Origin of the sequence: Actinomadura coerulea (assembly GCF_014208105.1) — a bacterium.
GTDB lineage: Bacteria > Actinomycetota > Actinomycetes > Streptosporangiales > Streptosporangiaceae > Spirillospora > Spirillospora coerulea.
This window is the reverse complement of sequence record NZ_JACHMQ010000001.1, coordinates 1,634,331-1,657,955: the sequence shown is the minus strand read 5'-3', so window position 1 is coordinate 1,657,955 and position 23,625 is coordinate 1,634,331. Positions and strand designations below refer to the sequence as shown.

Here is a 23,625-nt window from a genome sequence, read left to right as displayed (position 1 = left end):
TCACGGACGCTGTCCGTAGGCGTTCTGGTAGCGCTGGTACAGGCGGTCGACGTCCTCGGGCCGCAGCGGGACGGGGTCGCCGAGCTGGCGGGCGAGGTGCACCGCCCGCGCCGCGTCCTCGCACATCACCGCCGCCTTGACCGCGGCCCGCGCGTCCGCGCCGATGGTGAAGACGCCGTGGTTGCGCATGATCACCGCGGGCGAGCGGTGGCCGCGGAGCGTGCCGACGATGCCGCGCCCGATCGAGTCGTCGCCGATCGGCGCGAACGGGCCGAGGGGGATCTCCGCGCCGAACTCGTCGGCCATGGCCGTCAGGACGCAGGGCACCGGCTCCCCGCGGGCGGCCCAGGCGCAGGCGTAGGCGGAGTGCGTGTGCACCACTCCGCCGACCTCGGGCATGTGCCGGTAGACGTAGGCGTGCGCGGCGGTGTCGCTCGAAGGACGCAGGCCGCCCTCGACGACCGTCCCTTCGAGGTCGCAGACCACCATCGCCTCCGGGGACAGCTCGTCGTAGGACACGCCACTGGGTTTGATCACCATCAGGTCGCGGCCGGGCACCCGGGCGGAGATGTTGCCCGCCGTCCACACGACCAGCCCGTACCTGACGAGCTCGGCGTGCAGGTCGCTGACGGTCCGCCGCAGCGCGCGGACCCGCTCGTCGGTCGTGCCGGGCATCACAGGCTCCCTTCCGAGCCGAGCGCGTCGTTGCGCAGCCGGCGCAGCCGGTGCAGGACCTCGCTGCTCGCGCCGCCCCGGGCCGCGAAGTGGTCGTGCAGTTCGCGGTACTCCGCGTAGAGGAGGTCATAGGTGTCAGCCCGGGCCGGATCCGGCACGTAGGCGGCGGTGACCACCCGGCCCATCGCCGCCGCGGCCTCCGGCACGTCTGGGTGGGCGCCCGCCGCGACGGCGGCGTGGATGGCGGCGCCGAGCGCCGGAGCCTGGTCGGAGGCGGCGATGGAGACCGGCCGGCGCAGGACGTCGGCGTAGGTCCGCATCAGCGCCGCGTTGCGTTTCAGCCCGCCGGCGACGACGAACTCCTCGACCGGGACCCCGGCCGCCTCGAAGGCCTCGACGATGATCCGGGTCCCGTAGGCCGTCGCCTCCATGAGCGCGCGGTAGACCTCCTCCGGCCGGGTGGCCAGGGTCATCCCGGCGATCACGCCCGACAGGTGGTGGTCGACCAGGACCGAGCGGTTGCCGCCCATCCAGTCCAGGGCCACCAGCCCGTGCGAGCCGACGGGCGCGTCCGCCGATCCCGCCGCCAGTTCGTCGTGGTCCCGTCCGGTCATGCGCGTCCACCAGGCGAAGACGTCGCCGACCGCGCTCTGCCCGGCCTCGTAGCCGTAGGCCCCGGCGGTGATGCCGCCGTCCACGACGCCGCAGATCCCCGGCACCTCGGCGAGGACCGCGCTGTTGACCACGTGGCAGGTCGACGTCCCCATGATCGCCAGCAGCCGGCCGTGCCCGACCGCGCGGGCGGCCGGCGCGGTCACATGGGCGTCGACGTTGCCGGCGGCCACCGCGATGCCCTCCGGCAGGCCGGTCCGGCGGGCCGCCTCGGCGGTCAGCGCCCCGGCCCGCGACCCCAGCGGGGAGAGCGGATGGGCCAGCCGCGTGGCCGCGAAGTCGGCGAAGCCGGGGTGCAGCGCGGCCAGGTAGCCGGCGGAGGGGTAGCCGCCGTCCTGGTGGAGGCCCTTGTAGCCGGCCGTGCAGGCGTTGCGCGTCTCGCGGCCGGTCAGCTGCCAGACGATCCAGTCCGCCGCCTCGATCCAGCGCTCCGAGCGCCGGTAGGTGTCCGGGTCCTCCTCCAGGACCTGCAGCGCCTTCGCGAACTGCCATTCCGAGGAGACCCGCCCGCCGTACCGCTTGATCCACTTCTCTCCGCGCTCGTGCGCCAGCGCGGTGATGCGGTCGGCCTGCGGCTGCGCCGCATGGTGCTTCCACAGCTTCGGCCAGGCGTGCGGCCGGGCGGCCCCCTCCGGGAGCTCGCACAGGGGGGTGCCGTCCGACCGGACGGGAAGCACCGTGCAGGACGTGAAGTCGGTGCCGATCCCGACGATCCGGGCCGGATCCACCCCGGCCTCGGCGAGGGCCGCGGGAACGGCGGTGCGCAGCACCTCCCGCCAGTCCGCGGGGTTCTGCAGCGCCCAGTCGGGCGGGAGCGGCTCCCCCGTGCCGGGCAGGGCCCGCTCGATCACCGCGTCGGCGTAGTCGTGGACGGCGCCGCCGAGCTCGGCGCCGTCGGCGACCCGGACGACGACCGCCCGGCCCGACAGCGTGCCGAAGTCGACGCCGACGACGCAGGCGTCCCGGTCGATGTTAGCGCTCACAATTTCCTCATCGCTGGGATACGGGGGCATCGGAAGGTCAGGAGCGCGGGGCCGGCCGGGCGCTGGACCTGACCACCAGCTCCGGCGGGATCAGCACATTCCCCGGCGGCCCCGGGGATCCGCCCAGGCGCTGCACCAGCAGCTCCAGCGAGCGGCGGCCGAGCTCGCCGAAGTCCTGGCGCACCGTGGACAACGGCGGGACGAAGTAGGCGGCCTCCGGGATGTCGTCGAAGCCGACCAGGCCGACGTCCTCGGGGACCCGGCGGCCGGCCTCGTGCAGGGCGCGCAGGACGCCCAGGGCCATGTGGTCGTTGGCGCAGAACACCGCCGTGACCGCGGGGTCCTCCGCGAGCCGTCGGCCGGCCTCGTACCCCGATCGGGCGCTCCAGTCACCGGTGAGCATCTCCGGAACCGCCGCCCCGGCCTCGGCCAGGGTCGCGCGCCACCCGTCGGCCCGGCCGACCGCGTCGAGCCAGGTCGCGGGCCCCGCGACGTGGTGGACGGTGCGGTGCCCGAGGTCGAGCAGGTGGCGGGTGGCCGCCACGGCGCCGGCGCGCTGGTCGATGGCCGCCATCGGAACCCCCGCGGTCAGGCCGCACCCGGCCCCCACCAGCGGTACGAGCCGGCCGGCCTGGGCCAGCACGTCGTTGGTCGAGGTGTGCGGGGCGATCACCACGACGCCCTCGACGGCCTGCTCGGCCAGCCGTCCGACCGCGTCCAGCAGGGCGCGCTGCGTGATCGCCCGCAGGCTGACGATGCTGACGAAGAAGTCGGCGTTCCGGGCGGCCTGCTCGATGCCGTGCAGCATCGACGCCGGGCCGTAGAGCGTGGACTCGAAGCTGACCACGCCGAGTGTCCTGGAGCGCCGGGTCACCAGGGTCCGGGCCGCCGAGTTCGGCCGGTAGCCGAGCTCGGCGATCGCCGCCAGCACGCGGGCGCGGGTCCGCGCCGAGACGTTCGGATGGTCGTTGACCACCCGCGACACCGTCTGGTGCGACACCCCCGCCAGCTGGGCGACGTCGGCCATGATCGGCGGATTCGACGAGCCGTGGTCCGCCACCGTCTCCTCCTCCGCGCTCGCGCCGGTGCCCGGCTTGATGCGTACGGCCGATTGTGAGCGCGAACATTTCACCCGTCAAGACCCCGGACGCGACGAGCCTCAAGGCTCATCAGGAGTTCCCGCCTCCGCCGCCCGCCGGCGCGCCGCCCGCGCGACCGCCCGCGGCCGGGAAGAGGCCTCGTCCGAACCGGACTAATAGCACGAAATCGGGTACATCTCAGACATACGCATCATGGACACCCGTGACGTCCGAGGACGGGGGCGACGAGCACGGGCCGCCGTTCCGGACGCCTGCGAGCCGACTCTCTATGAGGGGAGAGGACGTGGCGGACACCAACCGAGGCGTCGTGTACCAGGGACCGGGCGAGGTCACGGTCGAGGACCTCGACTTCCCCAAGCTCGAACTGGCCGAACAGGGCGGGCGCAAGCTGGAGCACGGCGTCATCCTGAAGGTACTGGCCACCAACATCTGCGGTTCCGACCAGCACATGGTGCGCGGCCGGACGACCGCGCCCGCCGGGCTCACGCTCGGCCACGAGATCACCGGCGAGGTGATCGAGACGGGCAGGGACGTCGAGTTCATCAAAAAGGGCGACCTCGTCAGCGTCCCGTTCAACATCGCGTGCGGCCGCTGCCGCAACTGCAAGGAGCGCCACACCGGCGTGTGCGAGAACGTCAACCGGGAACGGCCGGGCGCGGCCTACGGGTACGTCGACATGGGCGGCTGGCACGGCGGCCAGGCCGCGTACGCGGTCGTCCCGTACGCCGACTTCAACCTGCTGAAGTTCCCGGCCGACCGCGACACCGTGATGGAGAAGCTGCCCGACCTGGCCATGCTGTCGGACATCTTCCCGACCGGCTACCACGGCGCCTACACCGCGGGCGTCACGACCGGGTCGACCGTGTACGTGGCGGGCGCGGGACCGGTCGGCCTCGCGAGCGCGAGCGCGAGCCTGCTGCTCGGCGCCGCCGTCGTGATCGTCGGCGACATGAACGCGCAGCGGCTGGAGCAGGCCCGCGGCTTCGGCTGCGAGACCATCGACCTGTCGGAGCACGCCGACGTCGCCGCGCAGATCGAGCAGATCCTCGGCGTACCCGAGGTGGACGCCTCCGTCGACTGCGTCGGGTTCGAGGCGCGCGGCCAGGGGCACGAGGGGGCGAGGACGGAGCAGCCCGCGACCGTCCTCAACACGCTCATGGACGTCACCCGCACCGCCGCCGGGCTCGGCATCCCCGGCCTGTACGTCACCGGCGACCCGGGCGCGGCGGACGAGAACGCGAAGGAGGGGCAGCTCGGGCTGCGGATCGGCCTCGGCTGGGCCAAGTCGCAGTACCTCGTCACGGGCCAGTGCCCGGTCATGAGGTACAACCGGCAGCTGATGATGGCGATCCTGCACGACCGGACCCAGATCGCCCAGAACGTCAACGCGTCGGTCATCCCGCTCGAGCGGGCGCCGCAGGGCTACGCCGAGTTCGACCGGGGCGCGGCGCGCAAGTACATCCTCGACCCGCACGGCACGCTGGGGGCGGCGGCCTGAGCCGGGCACCCCGCTCTCAGAGATCTGCTCGGCGCACTCCGGGCGACGACCGGCCGCCGGCCGTCGCCCGAACCCCGCCCGGTGCACCGGGGACCGTCCCGCCGGCCGGGTACTACCGCACCGGCAGGCCCGTGACGGTGCGGCCGATCACCAGGCGCTGGATCTCCGAGGTGCCCTCGAAGATCGTGAAGATCTTGGAGTCGCGGTGCATGCGCTCCACGGGGTACTCGCGGGTGTAGCCGTTGCCGCCGAGGATCTGGATGGCCTCCTCGGTGACGTTGACCGACATCTCGCTGGCCATCAGCTTGGCCATCGAGCCCTCGGCGTTCTCGAAGTCCTTGCCGGTGCGGGCCATCCAGGCGGCCCGCCACACCATGAGGCGGGCGGCGTCCAGGCGGCACTTCATGTCGGCCAGCTTGAAGGCGACGGCCTGGAAGTCGCCGATCTTCCTGCCGAACTGCTCGCGCTCCCGCGCGTACTGGAGGGCGTAGTCGTAGGCGGCGCGGCCGACGCCGAGGGCCATCGCCCCGACGGCCGGGCGGGTCGTCTCGAAGGTCTTCATCGCGGCCTGGCCCTTGGAGCTCTTGCCCTCGCGGCTGCGCGCGATGCGCTCGTCGAACCGGTCCTTGCCGCCGACGACCAGGTGGGACGGGATCCGGACGTCCTCCAGGATCACCTCGGCGGTGTGCGAGGCGCGGATGCCGTGCTTCCTGAACTTCTGGCCCTGCCGCAGGCCCGGGGTGTTCGGCGGGACGATGAAGCTGGCCTGGCCGCGGCTGCCGAGGTCGGGGTGGACCGAGGCGACGATCACGTGGACGTCGGCGATGCCGCCGTTGGTCGCCCAGGTCTTGGTGCCGTTCAGCACCCACTCGTCCTTGGCCTCGTCGAACACGGCGCGGGTGCGGATGGAGCCGACGTCGCTGCCGGCGTCGGGCTCGGAGGCGCAGAAGGCGCCGAGCTTGATGTCGTCGGTGGTGCCGAACATCTGCGGCACCCACTCGCTGACCTGCTCCGGCGTGCCCACGGCGGCGACGGACGCGGCGGCGAGGCCGGTCCCCACGATCGACAGGGCGATGCCCGCGTCGCCCCAGAAGAGCTCCTCGAACGCCACCGGGATGCCGAGCCCCGTCGGCTCCAGCCACTGGGTGGCGAAGAAGTCGAGGGAGTAGATGCCGACCTTGGACGCCTCCTGGATCAGCGGCCAGGGGGTCTCCTCGCGCTCGTCCCACTCCTCCGCGGCGGGACGGATGACGTCCTTGGCGAACTCGTGCACCCAGTCCCTGACCTCGCGAACGTCCTCGCTGGGCTCCAGCGAGAACGGCGTCTGCTCCGCGCTCGTCATGATTAATTGACCCTCTCTCCAATATCGCGTGTTACCAACGGTAGCACCATCCGGAGTTACCACAGGTAACACGCGGGGCGGCGTTCGCGGCGGCCGGCGCCGCGAACACCGCCGTCCAGGGGAGGGACGCGCGGGCACGGCCCGTCATTCGGCGGCGTGCCGGTCCAGGAACTCGTAGACGTCGGCCTCGTCGACGCCGGGGAACGCTCCCGGCGGAAGCACCGACAGGACGTGCGAATGGGCGCGCGCCGACGGCCACGCCATCCCCTCCCACCGGTCCGACAGCGCCTTCGGGGGCCGCTGGCAGCAGTCGCCGTCCGGGCATGCCGACCTCACCCGCCGGGTCGTCTCCCGGCCGCGGAACCAGCGGGAGTCCTCGAACCGGACTCCCAGCGTGATCGCGAAGTCGCGCTCGTGGCTGGGGTCGATGTGCGACAGGCACCAGTAGGTCCCGTTGGGGGTGTCGGTGTACTGGTAGTAGACGGAGAAGCGGTCCGCGGCGCCGAACACGTGCCGCCCGGCCCACTCCCGGCACATCCGCTGGCCCTCGATCGCGCCGTCCTCGTCCTGCGGGAAGGCCAGGCCGTCGTTGGCGTACGCCTTGTAGATCGTGCCGTTCTCGTCGTTCTTGGTGAAGTGCAGCTGCAGGTCGAGGTGGTGGGTCGCGACGTTGGTGAAGCGGTGCGCGGCCATCTCGTAGGAGACGGAGAAGACGTCGGCCAGGTCCTCCACCGACAGCTCGCGGGCGGCCTTGGCCTCCTGCAGGAACGGGACGACGCTGCGCTCGGGCATCAGGATCGCCGCGCCGAAGTAGTTGGCCTCGACGCGCTGGCGCAGGAAGTCGGCGAAGTCGCGCGGCTGGTCGTGGTCGAGGGCGATGTGCCCGAGGGTCTGCAGCAGGATCGTCCGCGGCGTGTGCATGCCGAGCTGCTCGCGCTCCAGGTAGATCCGCCGGTTGCGCAGGTCGGTGATCGACCGGACCGAGCGCGGCAGGTCCTGGACGTACTGGAGGCTGAAGCCGAAGTGCCCGACCAGCGTCATCAGCAGCCCCTGCGAGACCGCGCCGCGACGGTAGCCGACGGCGTCGAGGGTCTGGGACGCGACGTGCTCGATCTCGGCGAAGTGGTTGCCGCGCTCGTGCATCTGGCGGCGCAGCTCGGCGTTGGCCTTGCGGGCCTCCTCGGGACTCGCGGTGGGCTTGGTGCGGCTGCGCCTGAGCTCCCCGTACAGCGCGAGGATGTGCTCGATGACCTCGTTCGGCATCCGCTTGCCGACCTTCAGGTGCGACAGGCCGAGCGTCCGGTACAGCGGGTCGCGCTGCGCCTCCTCCAGCTGGATCTCCAGCTGGGCGCGCCGGCTGGGGGGCTGGCGGCGCAGGAGCTCCTCCACCGGGCATTCCAGCGCGCCGGCGAGGGCCTGCAGCAGCGACAGCTTGGGCTCGCGCCGCCCGTTCTCCAGCAGGGAGAGCTGGGAGGGGGCGCGGCCCACGCGCTCGCCGAGCTCCGACAGCGTCAGGCCGCGGGCGCGCCGCAGATGGCGGAGCCGCTGCCCGAACGTGACGAGGTCCACGTCAGTCGTCAAGTTAAGGGGTTCTTCTGCCCGCAAGGTCGTCACGGCTTCATCGTAGCGGAAATTTCGCACTTCTTCTGTTACTCGTCAGTTCATAACCGGCTTGCCCCGGGGGCATAGTCGTGAACAAGCACCCAGGGGACGACACGGAAGGGCGAGATGATGAGTGACAGTCGCCTCAAGGGCGCAGCCGAGGAGCTGCAGCGGCAGTGGGAGTCCGACCCGCGCTGGAATGGCGTCGAGCGGACCTACACGGCCGAGGACGTCGTCCGGATCCGCGGATCCGTCCAGGAGGAGCACACCCTCGCGCGCCTCGGCGCCGAGCGGCTCTGGACCCTCCTGCACGAGGAGGACTACGTCCACTCGCTCGGCGCGCTGACCGGCTTGCAGGCCGTCCAGCAGGTCAAGGCGGGCCTGAAGGCCATCTACCTGTCCGGCTGGCAGGTCGCTGCCGACGCCAACCTGGCGGGCCAGACCTACCCCGACCAGAGCATCTACCCGGCGAACTCGGTCCCGGCCGTCGTGCGCCGGATCAACAACGCGCTGCTGCGCGCCGACCAGGTGCAGTGGGCCGAGGGCGAGGGCGACACGCACTTCCTCGCCCCGATCGTGGCCGACGCCGAGGCCGGCTTCGGCGGCGTGCTGAACGCCTTCGAGCTGATGAAGGGCATGATCGCCGCGGGCGCCGCGGGCGTGCACTGGGAGGACCAGCTGGCCTCCGAGAAGAAGTGCGGCCACCTCGGCGGCAAGGTCCTCATCCCGACCTCGCAGCACATCAAGACCCTCAACACCGCCCGCCTCGCCGCGGACATCTCGAACGTGCCGTCTCTGATCATCGCGCGGACCGACGCCGAGGCCGCGACCCTGATCACGACGGACGTGGACGAGCGCGACCGCGAGTTCACCACCGGCGAGCGCACCGCGGAGGGCTTCTACCGCGTCCGCAACGGCATCGAGCCCTGCATCGCCCGCGCCAAGGCCTACGCGCCGTACTCCGACCTCATCTGGATGGAGACCGGCACCCCGGACCTGGAGCAGGCGCGCAGGTTCGCCGAGGCCGTGAAGGCCGAGTACCCGGACCAGATGCTGGCCTACAACTGCTCGCCCTCCTTCAACTGGAAGGCGCACCTGGACGACGCGACCATCGCCAAGTTCCAGCGCGAACTCGGCCACATGGGCTTCAAGTTCCAGTTCATTACCCTGGCCGGGTTCCACGCGCTCAACTACGGGATGTTCGACCTGGCGCACGGCTACGCCCGCGAGGGCATGACGGCCTACGTCGAGCTGCAGGAGCGCGAGTTCGCGGCGGCCGAGAGGGGCTTCACCGCGGTCAAGCACCAGCGCGAGGCCGGCACCGGCTACTTCGACATGGTCAGCACCGCGATCAACCCCGACTCCTCCACCACCGCCCTGAAGGGCTCGACGGAAGAGGGCCAGTTCCACTGACCCGCGCCGGCCGGCGCCGCCGGCCCCGCTCTCCGGCCTGATCCCCAGGACCCCTAAGGCCCCCGCGTCCCTACACCCGCGGGGGCCTTACGGCGTCCCGGCACACCCCGCGCCGCCCCTCCCACCTCCCTCGTCCGCCCCTCACGTTCCGGCCACATTTGGCAATGGATCTCGACAAACGCCGCCGGAGGGGCGCATCGTGAGCCCGCTAGTCGATCTCTGCGAGAGAGGACCCCTGATGGCGCGTCACCCCCGGTTCATCCGGTCCCGGGCGATCCCCGGCCGGATGCTGCCGCTCGCCGTCGCCGCGGTGAGCGTCGTCGCGCTCGCGCCCGCCGCCTCGGCGGACGGGCAGGACCACGGGCGCTTCACCCCCGGCGCCCCCGGTGTCGGCGACCCCTACTTCCCGCTCGAGGGCAACGGCGGCTACGACGTCCGCCACTACTCGCTGAACCTGAGCTACGACCCCGACTTCGACCAGCTCGACGGCACCGTGACCGTCACCGCGCGTGCCACCCAGAACCTGTCGCGGTTCAACCTCGACCTGTCCGGGATGGACGTCGACAAGGTCTGGGTCGACCGGCGCCAGGCCGGCTACCAGCGGCGCGGCCAGGAGCTGGTCATCACGCCGCGGCAGGGGCTGCGCAAGGGCCGGACCTTCACCGCGGTCATCAGGTACGGCGGCGTGCCGCAGACCATCGTGGGCTCGCCGATCGTCTTCGGGTCCCCCTACGGCTTCCTGCACACCCCCGACGGCGCGTTCGTCGGCGGCGAGCCGAACGGTGCCAGCACCTGGTTCCCCGTCAACGACCACCCGAGCGACAAGGCCACCTACGACTACACGATCACGGTGCCGAAGGGCCTGACGGCCGTCGCCAACGGCCGCCCGGCGGGGCACCGCTCCGCCGTCGCGAACTTCAGCCGCCGCGCGTCCAAGACCCGCGCCGAGGTGTTCAGGTGGCGCGAGGACAGCCCGATGGCCAGCTACCTCACCACGATCGACATCGGCAAGTGGGACGTGAAGCAGGGCAGGACGCCGCGCGGCGTCCTCAACTACACGGCCGTCGACCCCGAGCTGCTCGCCGCCCAGCCGGACGCGGTGAGCTTCTTCTACGACACCACCAGCGAGGTCACCGACCTCTGGTCGAAGACGTTCGGGGAGTACGCGTTCGGCAGCACCGGCGCGATCGCCGACGACGCCCGCTTCAACGGCCAGCCGCTCGGGTTCTCCCTGGAGACGCAGAGCAAACCCGTCTACTCGGCCGTGCGCAGCACCGGCACGATCGCGCACGAGCTGGCGCACCAGTGGTACGGCGACGCGGTCTCGCCCGCGCAGTGGAAGGACGTGTGGCTGAACGAGAGCTTCGCCACCTGGGCCGCGTGGTACTACACCGAGGTGCACGGCGGCCGCTCCGTGCACGACGCGGCCCGCGCCACCTACGCCGCCCGCCCGTTCCCCGACCGTGAGGGCCGCCCGTACTGGTCGGTGCTGACCGCCGACCCGCAGCGCGACACCATGTTCAACGACCGCGTGTACAGCGGCGGCGGCATGATGCTGCAGTTCCTCCGGGAGAAGATCGGTGACGACAGGTTCTTCACCCTCCTCCGGACGTGGTACGCGCAGCACAAGTACGGCAACGCCAGGACCGACCAGTTCACGGCGCTGGCGCAGCGGACCGCCGGGCAGGACCTGAGCGGGTTCTTCAAGGACTGGCTCTACTCCCCCGTCAAGCCCGACATCCCCCAGGACTGAGCTCGTCCCGCACACGGCCGGGCCCCCGGTGCGACCCGCCGGGGGCCGCCTGTGTGCGAAAGTACGTGGTCGCAGGCGGGCCGCAGGTCTAGGCTTCCGGCGAGTGGGCGTTCTTCCGTGGGTGTGGTGGTACGGGTTCCGCCGCCACACCGCCTATCCGTTCGGATCCCTGACCGAGTCGCTCACGAACACGATCTTCGGCTTCCTGCGCGCCTACGTCCTGCTGGCGCTCTGGGACGTCCGGCCGTCGCTCGGCGGGTACGCGGCCGCCGACGCCGTGACGTTCTGCTTCGTCACCCAGGCACTGATCGGCCCGGTGCAGATCTTCGGCGGGATGGAGCTGACCGAGCGCATCCGCAACGGGGACGTCGCGATCGACCTGCACCGGCCCGCCGGGCTGCAGAGCTGGTGGCTGGCCCACGACCTCGGCCGCGCGGCGAGCTCGCTGGTGCTGCGCGCGGGACCGCCGCTGCTGGCCGGCGCCCTGGCGTTCCCCTTCCGGTGGCCGGCCCCGGCGCACCTGGCGGCGTTCGCGGTGGCGCTGGTCCTCGCGGCGGTGGTGAGCTTCGGGCTGCGCTACCTGGTGGCGATGGGCATGTTCTGGCTGCACGACGACCGGGGCCTCAGCGCCGTCACGCTCGTGATGTCGCTGTTCTTCTCCGGGATGATCCTTCCGCTCGTCGTGTTCCCCGGACGGCTCGGCCGGGCCGCCGAGCTCCTGCCGTGGGCGGCGCAGATCCAGGTGCCGGCGGACGTGTTCCTCGGCCGGTACGGCGGCGCCGGCCTGGCCGGCGCGCTGGCGTTCCAGGCGGGGTGGGCGGCCGTCCTGCTCGGGGCGGGCGCGCTGGCCACGCGGGCGGCCCGGCGCAGGCTGGTGGTGCACGGTGGCTGAGCCCGCGGCGCCCGGCGCGCTGCGCGTGTACGGGTTGCTCGCCTGGACGTGGATCCGGGCGGCGGCGCAGTACCCGGTGTCGATGGTGCTGCTCGGCCTGGCCACGGCGGTCGTCTCCGTCCTGGACGCGGTCGCCATCATGGTGCTGTTCTCGCGGGCGCCGCGCATCGCCGGGTTCGGCGTGTCCGAGGTCCTGTTCCTCTACGGCACCTCGGCCCTGTCCTTCGCGCTCTCCGACATCGTCCTCGGGTCCACCGAGCGGCTCGGGGCGCACGTGCGGGAGGGGACGCTGGACGCGATGCTGGTGCGCCCGGTGAGCCCGCTGGTCCAGATCGCGACGGAGGGCTTCACGCCGCGCCGGCTCGGCAAGCTCGTCCCGGCGGTGCTGGTGCTCGGGTACGCGATCGGCCGGGTGGACGTCCACTGGACCGCGGGCCGGCTCGCGATGGTCCCCGTCATGGTGCTGTCCGGGGCCGCGATCTTCGGGGGGCTGTGGGTGCTGACGGCCGCGGTGCAGTTCGTGCTCGTCGACAGCCACGGGGCGAGCAAGTCGGTCACCTACGGCGGCGCGTTCCTCACCCAGTACCCGATGACCGTTTTCGCCCGCGACCTCGTCCGCGGGGTGACGTTCGCCGTACCGCTGGCGTTCGTCAACTGGCAGCCCGCGCTGTACGTCCTGGACCGTCCGGACCCGCTCGGGCTGCCGGGCGCGGCGCGGTTCGCCTCCCCGGCGGTCGCCGCGGCGCTGTGCGCGGCGGCGGCGGCCGCGTGGCGGGCCGGCCTGCGGCACTACCGATCGACAGGGAGCTGATGCCGGTGCCGATGATCGAGGCCGAGGACGTGGCCAAGACCTTCACCGTGCGGGCGCGCTCGGGCGTCCTGCGGCGGGCGCGCGTGCCGGTGCGCGCGGTGGACGGCGTGTCGTTCACGGTGGAGCGGGGCGAGTTCGTCGGCTACCTCGGCCCGAACGGGGCGGGGAAGTCGACGACGATCAAGATGCTGACCGGGATCCTCACCGCGTCCTCGGGCACCCTGCGGGTGTGCGGGCTGGACCCCTCGCGGCGCCGCACGGCGCTCGCCCGCCGCATCGGGGTGGTGTTCGGGCAGCGGACGACCCTGTGGTGGGACCTCCCGCTGCGCGCCAGCCTGGCGCTCGTCCGGCGGCTCTACCGGGTCGAGGCGTCCGCGCACCGGGCGCGCCTCGCGGAGCTGACCGCGCTGCTGGAGCTGGAGCCGTTCCTGGACACCCCGGTCCGGCAGCTCAGCCTCGGCCAGCGGATGCGGGGCGACCTCGCGGCGGCGCTGCTGCACGACCCGGAACTGCTCGTGCTGGACGAGCCGACGATCGGCCTGGACGTGGTGAGCAAGGCGACCGTCCGCGACTTCCTGGCACGCGTCAACGCCGAGCGCGGCACCACGATCCTGCTGACCACGCACGACCTCGGCGACATCGAGCGGCTCTGCCGCCGCGTCCTGATCATCGACCACGGCCGGCTCGCCTACGACGGCGGGCTGGAGGAGCTGCGCCGCACCGTGGACGCCGACCGGATGCTGGTCGTGGAGCTCGCGCGGCCGGCCCCGCCGATCACGCTGGACGGGATCGAGGCCGAGCGGGTGGAGGGGCCGCGGCAGTGGCTCCGGCTGCCGAACGCGGCGAACGCGGCCGCGGTGGTCGCCGCGCTGGCGCGCGACCACGACATCCGCGACATCTCGCTGCGGGAGGCGGGCATCGAGGACGTCCTCGCCGGCCTCTACCGGGGCGACCACGCGTACTGGTGCTCGGGGCGGCCCGTGGCGCCGTAGCGCAGCGTCACCACGACCCGCCCGGCCTCGGCGAGCGCCGCGAGGTAGCGCTGGGCGGTGGCGCGGGAGATGCCGACCTCGTCGGCGATCTCGGCCGCGGACCGCGGCGCGTCCGCCCGCCGCAGCGCGTCGCCGACCAGCCGCGTCGTCACCGGCGACCGGCCCTTGGGCGCGGGGGCGCCGGCGTGCAGCGGCGCGTACAGGGCTCGGACCGCGCCGTCGAGGTCCGCCTGGGACAGCTCGCTCCCGCCCGACAGCGCGTCCCGGTACCGGGCGTAGGCGGTGAGGCGCTCGTTCAGCGCGGCGGCGGTGAACGGCTTGATCAGGTAGTGCAGGGCGCCGTGCCGGAACGCCTCGCACACGGCGCGGGGGTCGGCGGCCGCCGTCGCCATGATGACGTCGGCGTCCAGCTCGGGCAGCAGGGTGAGGCCCGAGGCGTCCGGCAGGTAGACGTCCAGCAGGACGAGGGCGGGCCGCAGCTCGGCGGCCATGGACCTGGCCTCGCCGGCGGAGTGCGCGAGCCCGGCGACCGCGAACCCCCGCAGCGCCGCCACGAACCCGGCGTGGACCTGCGCCACGCGGAAGTCGTCGTCCACCACGAGCACGTCGATCATCGCATCGCCTCCGCGCCCAGCACCCCGGGGAGCCGGGCGACCGCCACGGCCCCGCAGCCCGCGGGACCGCCCGTCCCCGCGTCCACGAACGTCACGTCGCCGCCGCGGGCGCGGGCGGTGCGGCGCGCCAGGCCGAGCCCGAGGCCGCGCGAGCGGCCCCCCGCGGTGTCCCGGGTGGAGACGCCGTCGTCGAACACGGCGTCGCGCAGGCCGTCCGGCAGCCCGTCGCCGGAGTCGGTGACGGTGGCGTGCAGGTCGCGGCCGTCGCCGAGCAGCTCGACCTCGACGCGGGCGGGCCGCCGCCGCCCGAGCCGCGCGGCCTCGACGGCGTTGTCGACGAGGTTGCCGACGACGGTCGTCACGTCCAGGGCGTCGGCGACCCGGCCCGGCACGTAGCTGCCCGCGCCGATGTCGAGCCGGACGCCCTTCTCGGCGGCGACGGCGGACTTGGCCGACAGGAACGCGCGCAGGTACGGGTCCGACAGCGGGTCGGGCAGGGTGTCGGGGGCCGGCGCGCGGCGCGCGGCGTCCTCCATGAGGGTGCCGACGTAGTCGGCGGCTTCCTCGCTGTGGCCGAGCTGGAGCAGGCCCGACAGGGTGTGCAGCCGGTTGGCGTACTCGTGGCGCTGCGCGCGGAGGGCGTCGAAGAGGGTGCTGACCGAGTCCAGCTCGCGGGCGAGGGTCTCCAGGTCGGTGCGGTCGCGCAGCGTGACGACGGCGCCGAGGTCGCGGCGGTGCCTGCGGACCTCACGCCGGTTGACGACGAGGACGCGCTCCCCGGCCGTGACGAACAGGTTCGCGGCGTCGCGCCGTCCCGTGAGGACGTCGCGCAGCGTCCCCTCCGCGGCGAGGCCCCCGGCGGGGGCGCCGCGCTCCAGGGCGACGCCGAGCAGCCGGGCCGCCTCGTCGTTGCAGACCGCGATCCGGCCCGCGGCGTCGACGGCCACGACGCCCTCGCCGACGCCGTGCAGCACCGCCTCCCGCTCGTGGACGAGCTCCACCAGCTCGTACGGTTCGAGGCCGAGCGTCTGCCGCTTCAGCCTGCGGCCGATCGCCGCCGAGGCGACCACACCGAGCAGGACGGCGCCCGCGACGAACAGCGACATCTCGCGCAGCACGCGGCCGAGCTCCCGGTCGATGGCGCGGGCGTCGAACCCGACGCTGACCTCGCCGAGGATCCGCCCGTCCGGGCCGTACAGGGGCACCTTGCCGCGCGCGGACAGCCCGAGCGTGCCGCGCTCGACGCGGACGACCTCCCGCCCGGCCAGGGCGTCGGAGGGGTCGGTGCTCACGTGCCTGCCGAGCTCCAGCGGGTTCGGGTGGGACAGGCGCAGGCCGCGGTTGTCGGTCACCACGACGAACAGGGCCCCCGTCCGGGCCCGGACGCGTTCGGCGCGGTCCTGCACGAGCCCGCCGGGATCGTCGGCCGCGACCGCCGCCGCGACCCCCGGATCGGCGGCGACGCTGCGCGCCACCGTGAGGGCCCGCTGGCCGTACTGGTCGCGGAGCCGGCCGTCGAGCATCCAGGCGACCAGCCCGTATCCGAGGACCGCCACCACCACGACCACGCCGACCTGCAGGATCAGCACCTGGCGGGCGAAGGTGATGCGGGGCCGGACGGACATGACGTGCACCGTAGACCATGCCGGCCCGCCCGCCCAGGCCCCGTGCGAGCAGAACGCGCAGAACCCGGGGTATCGCGCTTAACGTGGGAATTCGCGGCTTGCGAGCACATCGCGGGCAAGGGTTCCGGTGACGCGCGCCACATCCGTACGGTGCCGCCGTGTCCACATCAGCATCACCCAAGCGAGACAGCGCCGGGCCGCCCGCCGGGCCCGTGATCGAACTGGACGGCGCCACCAAGCGCTTCCGGTCGGCGGGCGGCGTCCACACGGCGGTCAGGGACCTGCACATGACCGTGGGGCCGGGCGAGTTCGTCGCCGTGGTCGGCCCGACCGGCTGCGGCAAGTCGACCACCCTGTCCCTGGTCTCCGGACTGGAGCCGGCGTCCGCGGGCCGGGTCCTGGTCCACGGCCGGCCCGTGGAGGGGATCCCCGACGGGGTCGGCTACATGTTCCAGAACGACGCCGTCCTGCCGTGGCGGTCCGTCCTGGACAACGTCGCGGCGGGCCCCCGCTACCGGGGCGCCTCCAGGCGCGAGGCGCGCGACCGCGCCCGGGACTGGGTGGCGCGGGTCGGCCTCGCCGGATTCGAGGGCTACTACCCCCACCAGCTGTCGGGCGGGATGCGCAAGCGCGCCGCCCTGGCGCAGACCCTCGTCAACGAGCCCTCCGTGCTGCTCATGGACGAGCCCTTCTCCGCCCTGGACGTGCAGACCCGCGGCCTTATGCAGGACGAGTTGCTGCGCCTGTGGTCGGGGTCCGGCGCCGCCGTCGTGTTCGTCACGCACGACCTGGAGGAGGCGCTCGTGCTGTCCGACCGGGTCGTGGTCATGACCGCGGGGCCCGCGACGGTGAAGGGCGTGTTCGAGGTACCGCTGGAGCGGCCGCGCGACGCCGAGGAGGTCCGGCTCACCGGCGGGTTCCTCGACATCTACCGCGAGGTGTGGGAGTCGCTGCGCGAAGAGGTCCAGATCACCCGCGAGAGAGGAGCCGGCCATGCGGCGTGAGACGAGGACCCGCGAGGCGGAGACCGCCCCGGCCGCGGCCGGCCGGGCCCCGGCCGCGCCGGACGCCGCCGCGCCGGACCGGCGGGGCGACGACGGCGACCGGGCCGCGATCGCGCGGCTGCGCAGCGCCGGGCTGCGCCGCACCCTCGGCATCACCGCCGTCCGGGTCGCGCTCGTGGCGGTCTGGCTCGCGTCGTGGGAGCTGGCCGCGCGCACCTGGATCGACCCGTTCTACTACTCGATGCCGTCGAAGATCTGGGAGCGGCTCGTCGACTGGTTCACCGAGGGCACCTCGCAGGGGTCGATCTGGGAGCAGATCTCGGTCACGCTCCAGGAGGCGGTCGCGGGCTTCGCGCTCGGCGCCGCGGGCGGCGTCGTGCTCGGCATCGTGCTCGGCCGGAGCCGGTTCCTGTCGGACGTGTGCGCGCCGTTCATCAAGGCCGTCAACGCGATCCCGCGCATCATCCTCGCCTCGCTGTTCATCATCTGGTTCGGGCTCGGCATGCAGTCCAAGATCGCCACGGCGTTCGTGCTGGTGTTCTTCGCGGTCTTCTTCAACGCCTTCCAGGGCGCCCGGGAGGTCGACCGGAACCTCGTGAACAACGCGCGGATCCTCGGCGCGGGCCGGACGCAGGTGCTGTGGACGATCGTGGTGCCGAGCGCCGCCTCGTGGATCCTCGCCTCGCTGCACTCGGCGTTCGGGTTCGCCATCATCGGCGCGATCGTCGGCGAGTACACCGGCGCCGACAAGGGCCTCGGCCTGCTCATCAACCATTCCCAGGGCACCTTCGACGCCGCCGGGATCTACGCCGGGATGATCATCATCACCGTGCTCGCCCTGCTCGCCGAGTACCTGCTCACGCTGCTGGAGGGCCGGCTTCTGCGCTGGCGCCCCGCCGCGGCCGGGCACGACGTCCAGCTCTGACCCGCCCCGCCCGGTTCCCGCTCCCGGGCCTTCCCACCCCCACCAGCCCCACCAGGAGATCCGTCATGTCCAGTACCGCCGTCCGGGCGGGCGCCGCCGCGCTCGCCGCCCTCACCGCACTGTCGTCCCTGTCCGCCTGCCGCGACTCCCGTTCCGGGTCCGGGGCGGACGGCTCGGACGGGACAGTCAAGATCATGGTCGGCGGGATCGACAAGGTCATCTACCTGCCCGCCAAGCTGACCGAGCAGCTCGGGTACTTCAAGGAGCAGGGCCTGGACGTCCAGCTGCTCACCGAGCCCGCCGGGGCGCAGGCCGAGAACGTGCTCATCTCCGGGGACGTCCAGGGCGTCGTCGGCTTCTACGACCACGCCATCCACCTGCAGACCAAGGGCAAGTGCGTGCAGAGCGTCGTGCAGATGGCGGACGTGCCCGGCGAGGCGGAGATGGTCTCGGCGTCCAAGGCGGGCTCCCTGACCTCCCCGGCCGGATTCAAGGGCAAGAAGCTCGGCGTGACCAGCCCGGGGTCGTCCACCGACTTCATCACCCGCGCGCTGGCCGTGCGCAACGGCGTGAAGACGTCCGACTACACGACGGTGAAGGCGGGTGCGGGCCAGACGTTCATCTCCACGATGGAGAACGGCGGCATCGACGCCGGCATGACGACCGACCCGACCATCGCCAAGCTCGTGAGCACCGGCAAGGCCAAGGTCATGGTCGAGATGCGCACCGAGGAGGGCACCCGCCGGGCGCTCGGAGGGCTGTATCCGTCGAGTTCGCTCTACATGGACTGCGCGTACGTGAAGTCGCACGGCGAGACCGTGCAGAAGCTCGCCGACGCCTTCGTCAAGACGCTCGGGTGGATCCGGGCGCACAGGCCCGCGGAGATCGCGGCGAAGATGCCGAAGGACTACGCGGGCGGCGACCCGGCTCTGTACGAGAAGGCGGTCGGCGACTCGATCAGCATGTTCAACGGGGACGGGGTGATGAAGCCGGAGGCCGCCGAGAACGTCCTGAAGGTGCTGGCGCAGTTCTCCCCGGAGGTCGCGGAGAAGAAGGGGCAGATCGACCTGGCCGAGACCTACACCACGCGTTTCGCCGTCAACGCGAAGCAGGGCTGACCGGCCCTGCCGCACCCGGCCGGACGCGGTGACGCGGGCCGGGCCCCGCGCGGAGGCCCGGCCCGTCAGCGTCCCGCGATGGAGGAGAAGTCCGCGTCGGCCGGGTCCTCCCGGCGGCCCGAGCCCCAGCGCCGCGGCGTCCAGGCGGGCACCAGCAGCGCGAGCCCCATCATCCCGTACACGCCGGACCCGAGCAGCATGCGCAGGCCGATGTCCATCTCGCCCGCGGGCGGCACGCTGCCGGGCAGGTCGAGCGCGCGGCCGGGGTCGGCCAGGAAGTAGGCGGACGCGCCGAGCAGCGCCAGCGCCGGCACCAGCGAGACCAGCGGCGACGCCCACCGCGCGACGATGACCGCGCCCGTCACCAGGCCCACGGCCGCGAGCAGGGCGAACGCGCCGTAGATGCGCGTGCGGTCGGTGATCTCCTGCCCGGTGCCGTCGAAGGACCGGCCGGCCTGGACGTACCCCCAGGCGGCGCCGTACACCAGCGCGGGGGTGAGCAGGACGCCGAGGACGAGGCCGAACGCGTGGCGCACCGCGCATCACATCCATTCGAACGCGCCCGCCGCGGGGCGCGGGGTTCCGGTAGCGCCCCAATCAGAACACGGGGGCCGGGGACGCCGCAGGAAATCCGTACCGTTTTATGGTGGTTCGTTTTGAACGCCTTTGGCTGGGCATCGCGGTCTCATTCGATCCGACAGCAGTTGGAGGAAACAATGTCGACCGCGATTTGGGTCGTCGTCGCCCTGGTGGTCGTCGCCGTTCTCGCCGCGGCCGGGTACCTCGCCATGACCCGGTCCCGCACGGCGCGGCTCAGGCGGCGGTTCGGCCCCGAGTACGACCGGGTCCTGGAGCGCCAGGGCGGCCGCGCGGCCGCCGAGCGGGAGCTGCGCTCCCGCGAGGAGCGGCACCAGGAGCTGGAGCTGCGCGACCTCGATCCCCGGCGCCGCGAGGAGTACCGCGAGCAGTGGGTCCGCGTCCAGGAACGCTTCGTCGACGCCCCCGAGGCGGCGGTCGAGCAGGCCGACCAGCTCGTCACGGTGGTGATGGGCGAGCGCGGTTACCCGACGCACGGCTTCGAGGAGAAGGTCGCCCACCTGTCGGTCGAGCACGGCCGCACGCTGGACCACTACCGGCGGGCCCACACCATCAGCGGGAAGGCCGCCACCAAGGAGGCCTCCACCGAGGACCTGCGCCAGGCCATGGTCCACTACCGCGCCCTGTTCGAGGAGCTGCTCGCCCCGCACGGCGAGGCCCACCCCGGCAGGGGCGAGGAGCGCACCACGGGGAACCCCGCCAGGCACGCCGCTCCGCACACCGAGCGGCACGCCGCGGAGCGCACCGACGAACACGCCGCCGAGCACACCGCCGCGCCCGCCGGCCCGCCCGCCGGGCACCGCGGCGACGACCGAACCATGAGGAGCTGACCCGATGGAGCACAGGCGACCCGAGACCGGAGCGCCCGCGGCCGCCGGGCCGCTCACCGGCGAGCGCGCACGCGCCGCGGGGACGGCGGAACCCGGGACCACCGACGACCGGCACGTCGCCGGAGCCGCCCCGGCCGCCCCCGGCGGGCAGGCGCCGGAGACCGTGCCCGACACGGTCCCCGACGCGGTTCCGGCCCACCGCGGCACGGACCGCGCCAGGACCCCCGTCAAGGACGCGGGCGCGATCAAGACCCCGAGCCAGGAGGCCAACCAGGTCAAGGCCTCCAGCCGGGACACCGACCCCATCGGTACCCCCGTCCAGGGCGGGGAGCCCCGGCATGCCGCTCCGCAGCGGCAGGGCGCGGCCCCCGGCGCCCCCGGCACCGCGTCCGGCGGCGTTCAGGAGAAGCTGATCGCCTCGGCCGAGGCCGAGCGGTTCCGGGAGCGGTGGCACGAGGTCCAGGCCGCCTTCGTCGACGACCCCGGCGAGTCGGTGCGCAAGGCGGACGGCCTGGCCTCCGAGGCGGTCGACGCCCTCGGGCGCGCGCTGGCCGCGCACCGGCGGACGCTCACCGAGGCATTGGACGGCGGCGAGGCCGCCGACACCGAGCGCCTCCGGCTGGCGCTGCGCGGCTACCGCGACCTGCTGGACCGCATCTTCGCCGCCTGACCCCCTCGAAACGGGCGCCCCCGCGGGATCGCGGGGGCGCCCGTCGCCGTCCGGGGTCAGCCGTTCAGGAACCTGTAGACCGTCCCCGGGGGTCGCGGTGGTCGAGCGGAACCGGTCATGTCGCCGCCGCCGGTCCCGGGCCGCCCGCCCCGCCGGGGCACCCCGGCCGCTCTCGTCAGGAGGGCGCCGAGGGTGAATACTGAATCCCGTTCGGTAATCCCGTGAGCGGAGGATCCAGGTGTCGGAGAACTTCTCGATGACCATCGACGGCCGGGCCGTGGCGGCGCCCGGCACCTTCGGCGTGATCGATCCGGCGACCGGCGAGGTGGCCGAGCAGGCGCCGGACGCGTCCCGGGAGCAGCTCGACGCGGCGATGGCCTCGGCCCAGGCCGCCTTCACCGGATGGCGCCGCGACGAGGCCGCGCGCCGCAAGGCCCTGCTCGCGGCGGCCGAGGTCATGTTCGCCAGGTCCGAGGAGATCGGCCGGATCCTCACGCTGGAGCAGGGCAAGCCCCTGGCCGACGCGACCATGGAGGTCGTCGGCGCGGGCGTGTGGCTGAAGTACTTCGCCGACCTCGAACTGCCCCGCGAGGTCATCCAGGACGACGCCCATGCCCGGGTGGAGGTCGTGCGCCGCCCGATGGGCGTGGTCGCCGCGATCACACCGTGGAACTACCCGCTGCTCCTGGCGGTCTGGAAGCTGGCCCCGGCGCTGCTCGCGGGCAACACGATGGTGCTCAAGCCGTCCCCGTTCACCCCGCTGTCCAGCCTGAAGCTCGGCGAGGTGCTGCGCGACGTCCTGCCGCCGGGCGTGCTGAACGTCGTCACCGGCGGCGACGGGCTCGGCGCCTGGATGACCGGGCACCAGACCCCCCGCAAGATCAGCTTCACCGGCAGCGTCGCGACCGGCAAGCGGGTCGCGGCCGCGGCGGCGCCCGACCTCAAGCGCGTCACGCTGGAGCTCGGCGGCAACGACCCCGCGATCCTGCTCGACGACGCCGACCCGGCCGCGGTCGCCGACCGGCTGTTCGGCGCCGCGTTCCAGAACAACGGGCAGGTCTGCTCGGCGATCAAGCGCGTGTACGTCCCCGAGGCGCTCTACGGGGACGTGGTGGACGCCCTCGCAGAGCGGGCCCGGGCCGCGCGGGTCGGCAACGGGATGGACGAGGGCGTCCAGTACGGGCCGATCAACAACCGGCCGCAGTACGAGCGGGTCGGCGAGCTGGTCGCCGACGCGCTCGCGGGCGGCGCCCGCGCGGCGGCGGGCGGCGGGCCGATGGACGGGCCCGGCTACTTCTTCGAGCCGACGATCCTCGCCGACGTCCCCGACGGCGCCCGGATCGTGGACGAGGAGCAGTTCGGCCCCGCACTGCCGATCATCAAGTACACCGACCTGGAGGACGCCGTCGCGCGCGCCAACGGCACCCACTTCGGGCTGTCCGGATCGGTGTGGGGAGCCGACGCCGACCGCGCCGCGGAGGTCGCCGGGCGGCTGGAGTGCGGCACCGCGTGGGTCAACACCCACCTGGCCCTCGCCCCCCATCAGCCGTTCGGCGGCTTCAAGTGGAGCGGCGTCGGCGTGGAGAACGGCCCGTGGGGCCTGTACGGGTTCACCGAGCTCCAGGTGATCCACCGCTCGAAGGGCTGAGCACGTCCGGCGGGGGCCCGGCGGGCCTCCGCCGGACGTGGGACACTCTCCGGACGGGGGGCGTGGATCACCGCACCGACCCTGGAGGACCCGGATGCACACCTGGGACGTCATGCGGCAGGACGACCTCGGCAACGTCTTCCGCGTCGCGGCGCACGACTCCCGCGTCTCCGCACTGGCCCAGGCCATGGTCCTGGAGAGCGGCGCCCGGCACGGGCAGACGTACTGGGTGGACGGCCCGCCGGGCCCCGCCGTGCGCACCAACCGCGACCTGTACCTGGTGTTCCTCCAGCTGGGGCAGGAGGCGAGGGCGGCCTCCTGGTCGCTGTCGGCGTTCCTGCGCTCGCTGTGGAAGGTCGGCGCCGTGCTCGCCGACCGGGCGCGGCTGGAACCCGACGACGTGGCGGCGGTGTTCGCGGCGGCCGCCGCCACGCCGCCCGCCGCCTTCGATCCCGCCTGGAGCGGCAAGGACCTGTCGCTGCCCGGGGACCGGCCGGAGGGGTACGCCGACTGGGAGCGCGTCCTGCTCTCCCAGATCGCCGACCTGGAGGACTTCCTGGCCGCTCCCCCGGGCCCGCGGGCCCGGTTCGGCGTGGAGGCGCCCCGGCCGCCGGGCTCGGGCGCCCGCGCCACCCCGGCCCGCTGGTACAACTTCGACCCGGCGACCTACCTGGAGTGCGCCGTGGCGGGCAGCCTCGGCGGGTGGGACGCGGACGACGGCGCCCGCGTGCCGCTGCCGGCCGGCCCCGGCGAGCCGCCTGCGCGCTCCTATGTCCGCACGATCACCACGATGAGCTGGGCCGACCTGGCCCGCATCGCGGTCTGCGGGCAGATGTACGAGTAGTCCGTCCTGTCGGTGCC

Annotated in this window: 21 protein-coding genes; 13 read left to right on the top strand and 8 right to left on the bottom strand. The window is 73.3% G+C overall.

Annotated features, from left to right (window positions below; all coding sequences use genetic code 11):
* Genes BKA00_RS07630 through BKA00_RS07620 form a run of 3 tightly spaced genes read right to left on the bottom strand, consistent with a single transcriptional unit; the run spans window position 1 to window position 3,357 of the window.
* Window positions 1–675 (bottom strand): L-ribulose-5-phosphate 4-epimerase, encoded by a 675-nt coding sequence (locus tag BKA00_RS07630; protein WP_185024244.1) that lies wholly within the window; start codon window positions 673–675, stop codon window positions 1–3.
* Window positions 675–2,330 carry a ribulokinase gene (locus tag BKA00_RS07625; RefSeq protein WP_420829665.1) on the bottom strand — a complete coding sequence of 552 codons (1,656 nt, stop codon included), beginning with the start codon at window positions 2,328–2,330 and terminating at the stop codon, window positions 675–677. Before BKA00_RS07625 ends, BKA00_RS07630 begins: the two co-directional genes overlap by 1 nt.
* A gap of 37 nt (window positions 2,331–2,367) precedes the next feature.
* Entirely contained in the window at window positions 2,368–3,357 is a 990-nt protein-coding gene (locus BKA00_RS07620; protein ID WP_185033857.1) for a LacI family DNA-binding transcriptional regulator, read from the bottom strand.
* Window positions 3,358–3,713: 356 nt separating this feature from the next.
* Between BKA00_RS07620 and fdhA the strand changes: the two genes are divergently transcribed.
* Window positions 3,714–4,928 (top strand): formaldehyde dehydrogenase, glutathione-independent, encoded by a 1,215-nt coding sequence (fdhA, locus tag BKA00_RS07615; protein WP_230299072.1) that lies wholly within the window; start codon window positions 3,714–3,716, stop codon window positions 4,926–4,928.
* Between the two features lie 112 nt (window positions 4,929–5,040).
* On the opposite strand, the gene BKA00_RS07610 is transcribed toward fdhA, so the two are convergent.
* Window positions 5,041–6,270: an acyl-CoA dehydrogenase family protein gene (locus tag BKA00_RS07610; protein WP_185024242.1), complete on the bottom strand. Its 1,230-nt coding sequence runs from the start codon at window positions 6,268–6,270 to the stop codon at window positions 5,041–5,043.
* A 144-nt stretch (window positions 6,271–6,414) separates the two neighbouring features.
* Window positions 6,415–7,851 (bottom strand): helix-turn-helix domain-containing protein, encoded by a 1,437-nt coding sequence (locus tag BKA00_RS07605; RefSeq protein WP_185024241.1) that lies wholly within the window; start codon window positions 7,849–7,851, stop codon window positions 6,415–6,417.
* 150 nt (window positions 7,852–8,001) lie between these two features.
* On the opposite strand from BKA00_RS07605, the gene aceA reads away from it, so the two are divergent.
* The 5 genes from aceA (at window position 8,002) to BKA00_RS07580 (ending at window position 13,733) form a co-directional block, all read left to right on the top strand.
* Window positions 8,002–9,285, top strand: coding sequence for an isocitrate lyase (aceA, locus tag BKA00_RS07600; protein WP_185033853.1), 1,284 nt, complete (start codon window positions 8,002–8,004; stop codon window positions 9,283–9,285).
* A 238-nt stretch (window positions 9,286–9,523) separates the two neighbouring features.
* Window positions 9,524–11,038: a M1 family metallopeptidase gene (locus BKA00_RS07595; RefSeq protein WP_185024240.1), complete on the top strand. Its 1,515-nt coding sequence runs from the start codon at window positions 9,524–9,526 to the stop codon at window positions 11,036–11,038.
* A 103-nt stretch (window positions 11,039–11,141) separates the two neighbouring features.
* The gene (locus tag BKA00_RS07590) at window positions 11,142–11,930 is read left to right on the top strand and encodes an ABC-2 family transporter protein (RefSeq protein ID WP_185024239.1); all 789 of its coding nucleotides are present in this window, start codon (window positions 11,142–11,144) and stop codon (window positions 11,928–11,930) included.
* Window positions 11,923–12,741: an ABC transporter permease gene (locus BKA00_RS07585; RefSeq protein WP_230299071.1), complete on the top strand. Its 819-nt coding sequence runs from the start codon at window positions 11,923–11,925 to the stop codon at window positions 12,739–12,741. Before BKA00_RS07590 ends, BKA00_RS07585 begins: the two co-directional genes overlap by 8 nt.
* Window positions 12,741–13,733: an ABC transporter ATP-binding protein gene (locus BKA00_RS07580; protein WP_230299070.1), complete on the top strand. Its 993-nt coding sequence runs from the start codon at window positions 12,741–12,743 to the stop codon at window positions 13,731–13,733. Before BKA00_RS07585 ends, BKA00_RS07580 begins: the two co-directional genes overlap by 1 nt.
* On the opposite strand, the gene BKA00_RS07575 is transcribed toward BKA00_RS07580, so the two are convergent.
* Both BKA00_RS07575 and BKA00_RS07570 read right to left on the bottom strand, forming a co-directional pair.
* Window positions 13,682–14,347 (bottom strand): response regulator, encoded by a 666-nt coding sequence (locus BKA00_RS07575; protein ID WP_185024238.1) that lies wholly within the window; start codon window positions 14,345–14,347, stop codon window positions 13,682–13,684. The genes BKA00_RS07580 and BKA00_RS07575 overlap by 52 nt on opposite strands.
* Window positions 14,344–15,972: a sensor histidine kinase gene (locus tag BKA00_RS07570; RefSeq protein WP_185024237.1), complete on the bottom strand. Its 1,629-nt coding sequence runs from the start codon at window positions 15,970–15,972 to the stop codon at window positions 14,344–14,346. The genes BKA00_RS07575 and BKA00_RS07570 overlap by 4 nt, the downstream gene beginning before the upstream one ends.
* Window positions 15,973–16,130: 158 nt before the next feature.
* Here BKA00_RS07570 and BKA00_RS07565 point away from each other — a divergent pair, with 158 nt between their 5' ends.
* From BKA00_RS07565 to BKA00_RS07555, 3 genes are all read left to right on the top strand, one after another.
* Window positions 16,131–16,976 (top strand): ATP-binding cassette domain-containing protein, encoded by an 846-nt coding sequence (locus tag BKA00_RS07565; protein ID WP_221493052.1) that lies wholly within the window; start codon window positions 16,131–16,133, stop codon window positions 16,974–16,976.
* Window positions 16,966–17,901 carry an ABC transporter permease gene (locus BKA00_RS07560; protein ID WP_185024236.1) on the top strand — a complete coding sequence of 312 codons (936 nt, stop codon included), beginning with the start codon at window positions 16,966–16,968 and terminating at the stop codon, window positions 17,899–17,901. The genes BKA00_RS07565 and BKA00_RS07560 overlap by 11 nt, the downstream gene beginning before the upstream one ends.
* A gap of 65 nt (window positions 17,902–17,966) precedes the next feature.
* Complete coding sequence (locus tag BKA00_RS07555; protein ID WP_185024235.1) at window positions 17,967–19,019, top strand: ABC transporter substrate-binding protein; 1,053 nt, start codon at window positions 17,967–17,969, stop codon at window positions 19,017–19,019.
* Between the two features lie 65 nt (window positions 19,020–19,084).
* On the opposite strand, the gene BKA00_RS07550 is transcribed toward BKA00_RS07555, so the two are convergent.
* The gene (locus BKA00_RS07550) at window positions 19,085–19,555 is read right to left on the bottom strand and encodes a hypothetical protein (protein WP_185024234.1); all 471 of its coding nucleotides are present in this window, start codon (window positions 19,553–19,555) and stop codon (window positions 19,085–19,087) included.
* Window positions 19,556–19,735: 180 nt separating this feature from the next.
* Between BKA00_RS07550 and BKA00_RS07545 the strand changes: the two genes are divergently transcribed.
* The 4 genes from BKA00_RS07545 to BKA00_RS07530 all read left to right on the top strand — a co-directional run bounded on the left by BKA00_RS07545 (window position 19,736) and on the right by BKA00_RS07530 (window position 23,608).
* Window positions 19,736–20,446: a hypothetical protein gene (locus BKA00_RS07545; RefSeq protein ID WP_221493051.1), complete on the top strand. Its 711-nt coding sequence runs from the start codon at window positions 19,736–19,738 to the stop codon at window positions 20,444–20,446.
* A 4-nt stretch (window positions 20,447–20,450) separates the two neighbouring features.
* Window positions 20,451–21,116, top strand: a complete 666-nt coding sequence (locus tag BKA00_RS07540) for a hypothetical protein (protein ID WP_185024233.1) — start codon at window positions 20,451–20,453, stop codon at window positions 21,114–21,116.
* A gap of 238 nt (window positions 21,117–21,354) precedes the next feature.
* The gene (locus BKA00_RS07535; RefSeq protein WP_230299069.1) at window positions 21,355–22,764 is read left to right on the top strand and encodes an aldehyde dehydrogenase family protein; all 1,410 of its coding nucleotides are present in this window, start codon (window positions 21,355–21,357) and stop codon (window positions 22,762–22,764) included.
* Between the two features lie 94 nt (window positions 22,765–22,858).
* The gene (locus tag BKA00_RS07530) at window positions 22,859–23,608 is read left to right on the top strand and encodes a hypothetical protein (protein ID WP_185024232.1); all 750 of its coding nucleotides are present in this window, start codon (window positions 22,859–22,861) and stop codon (window positions 23,606–23,608) included.
* Window positions 23,609–23,625 lie beyond the last annotated feature (17 nt).

Coding starts and splice junctions, on each gene's coding strand:
- BKA00_RS07555 (WP_185024235.1), top strand. CDS start 17,967: ATGTCCAGTACCGCCGTCCGGGCGGGCGCCGCCGCGCTCGCCGCCCTC.
- BKA00_RS07620 (WP_185033857.1), bottom strand. CDS start 3,357: ATGGCCGACGTCGCCCAGCTGGCGGGGGTGTCGCACCAGACGGTGTCG.
- BKA00_RS07595 (WP_185024240.1), top strand. CDS start 9,524: ATGGCGCGTCACCCCCGGTTCATCCGGTCCCGGGCGATCCCCGGCCGG.
- BKA00_RS07560 (WP_185024236.1), top strand. CDS start 16,966: ATGCGGCGTGAGACGAGGACCCGCGAGGCGGAGACCGCCCCGGCCGCG.
- BKA00_RS07580 (WP_230299070.1), top strand. CDS start 12,741: ATGCCGGTGCCGATGATCGAGGCCGAGGACGTGGCCAAGACCTTCACC.
- BKA00_RS07610 (WP_185024242.1), bottom strand. CDS start 6,270: ATGACGAGCGCGGAGCAGACGCCGTTCTCGCTGGAGCCCAGCGAGGAC.
- aceA (WP_185033853.1), top strand. CDS start 8,002: ATGAGTGACAGTCGCCTCAAGGGCGCAGCCGAGGAGCTGCAGCGGCAG.
- BKA00_RS07575 (WP_185024238.1), bottom strand. CDS start 14,347: ATGATCGACGTGCTCGTGGTGGACGACGACTTCCGCGTGGCGCAGGTC.
- BKA00_RS07540 (WP_185024233.1), top strand. CDS start 20,451: ATGGAGCACAGGCGACCCGAGACCGGAGCGCCCGCGGCCGCCGGGCCG.
- BKA00_RS07570 (WP_185024237.1), bottom strand. CDS start 15,972: ATGTCCGTCCGGCCCCGCATCACCTTCGCCCGCCAGGTGCTGATCCTG.
- BKA00_RS07530 (WP_185024232.1), top strand. CDS start 22,859: ATGCACACCTGGGACGTCATGCGGCAGGACGACCTCGGCAACGTCTTC.
- BKA00_RS07545 (WP_221493051.1), top strand. CDS start 19,736: ATGTCGACCGCGATTTGGGTCGTCGTCGCCCTGGTGGTCGTCGCCGTT.
- BKA00_RS07630 (WP_185024244.1), bottom strand. CDS start 675: ATGCCCGGCACGACCGACGAGCGGGTCCGCGCGCTGCGGCGGACCGTC.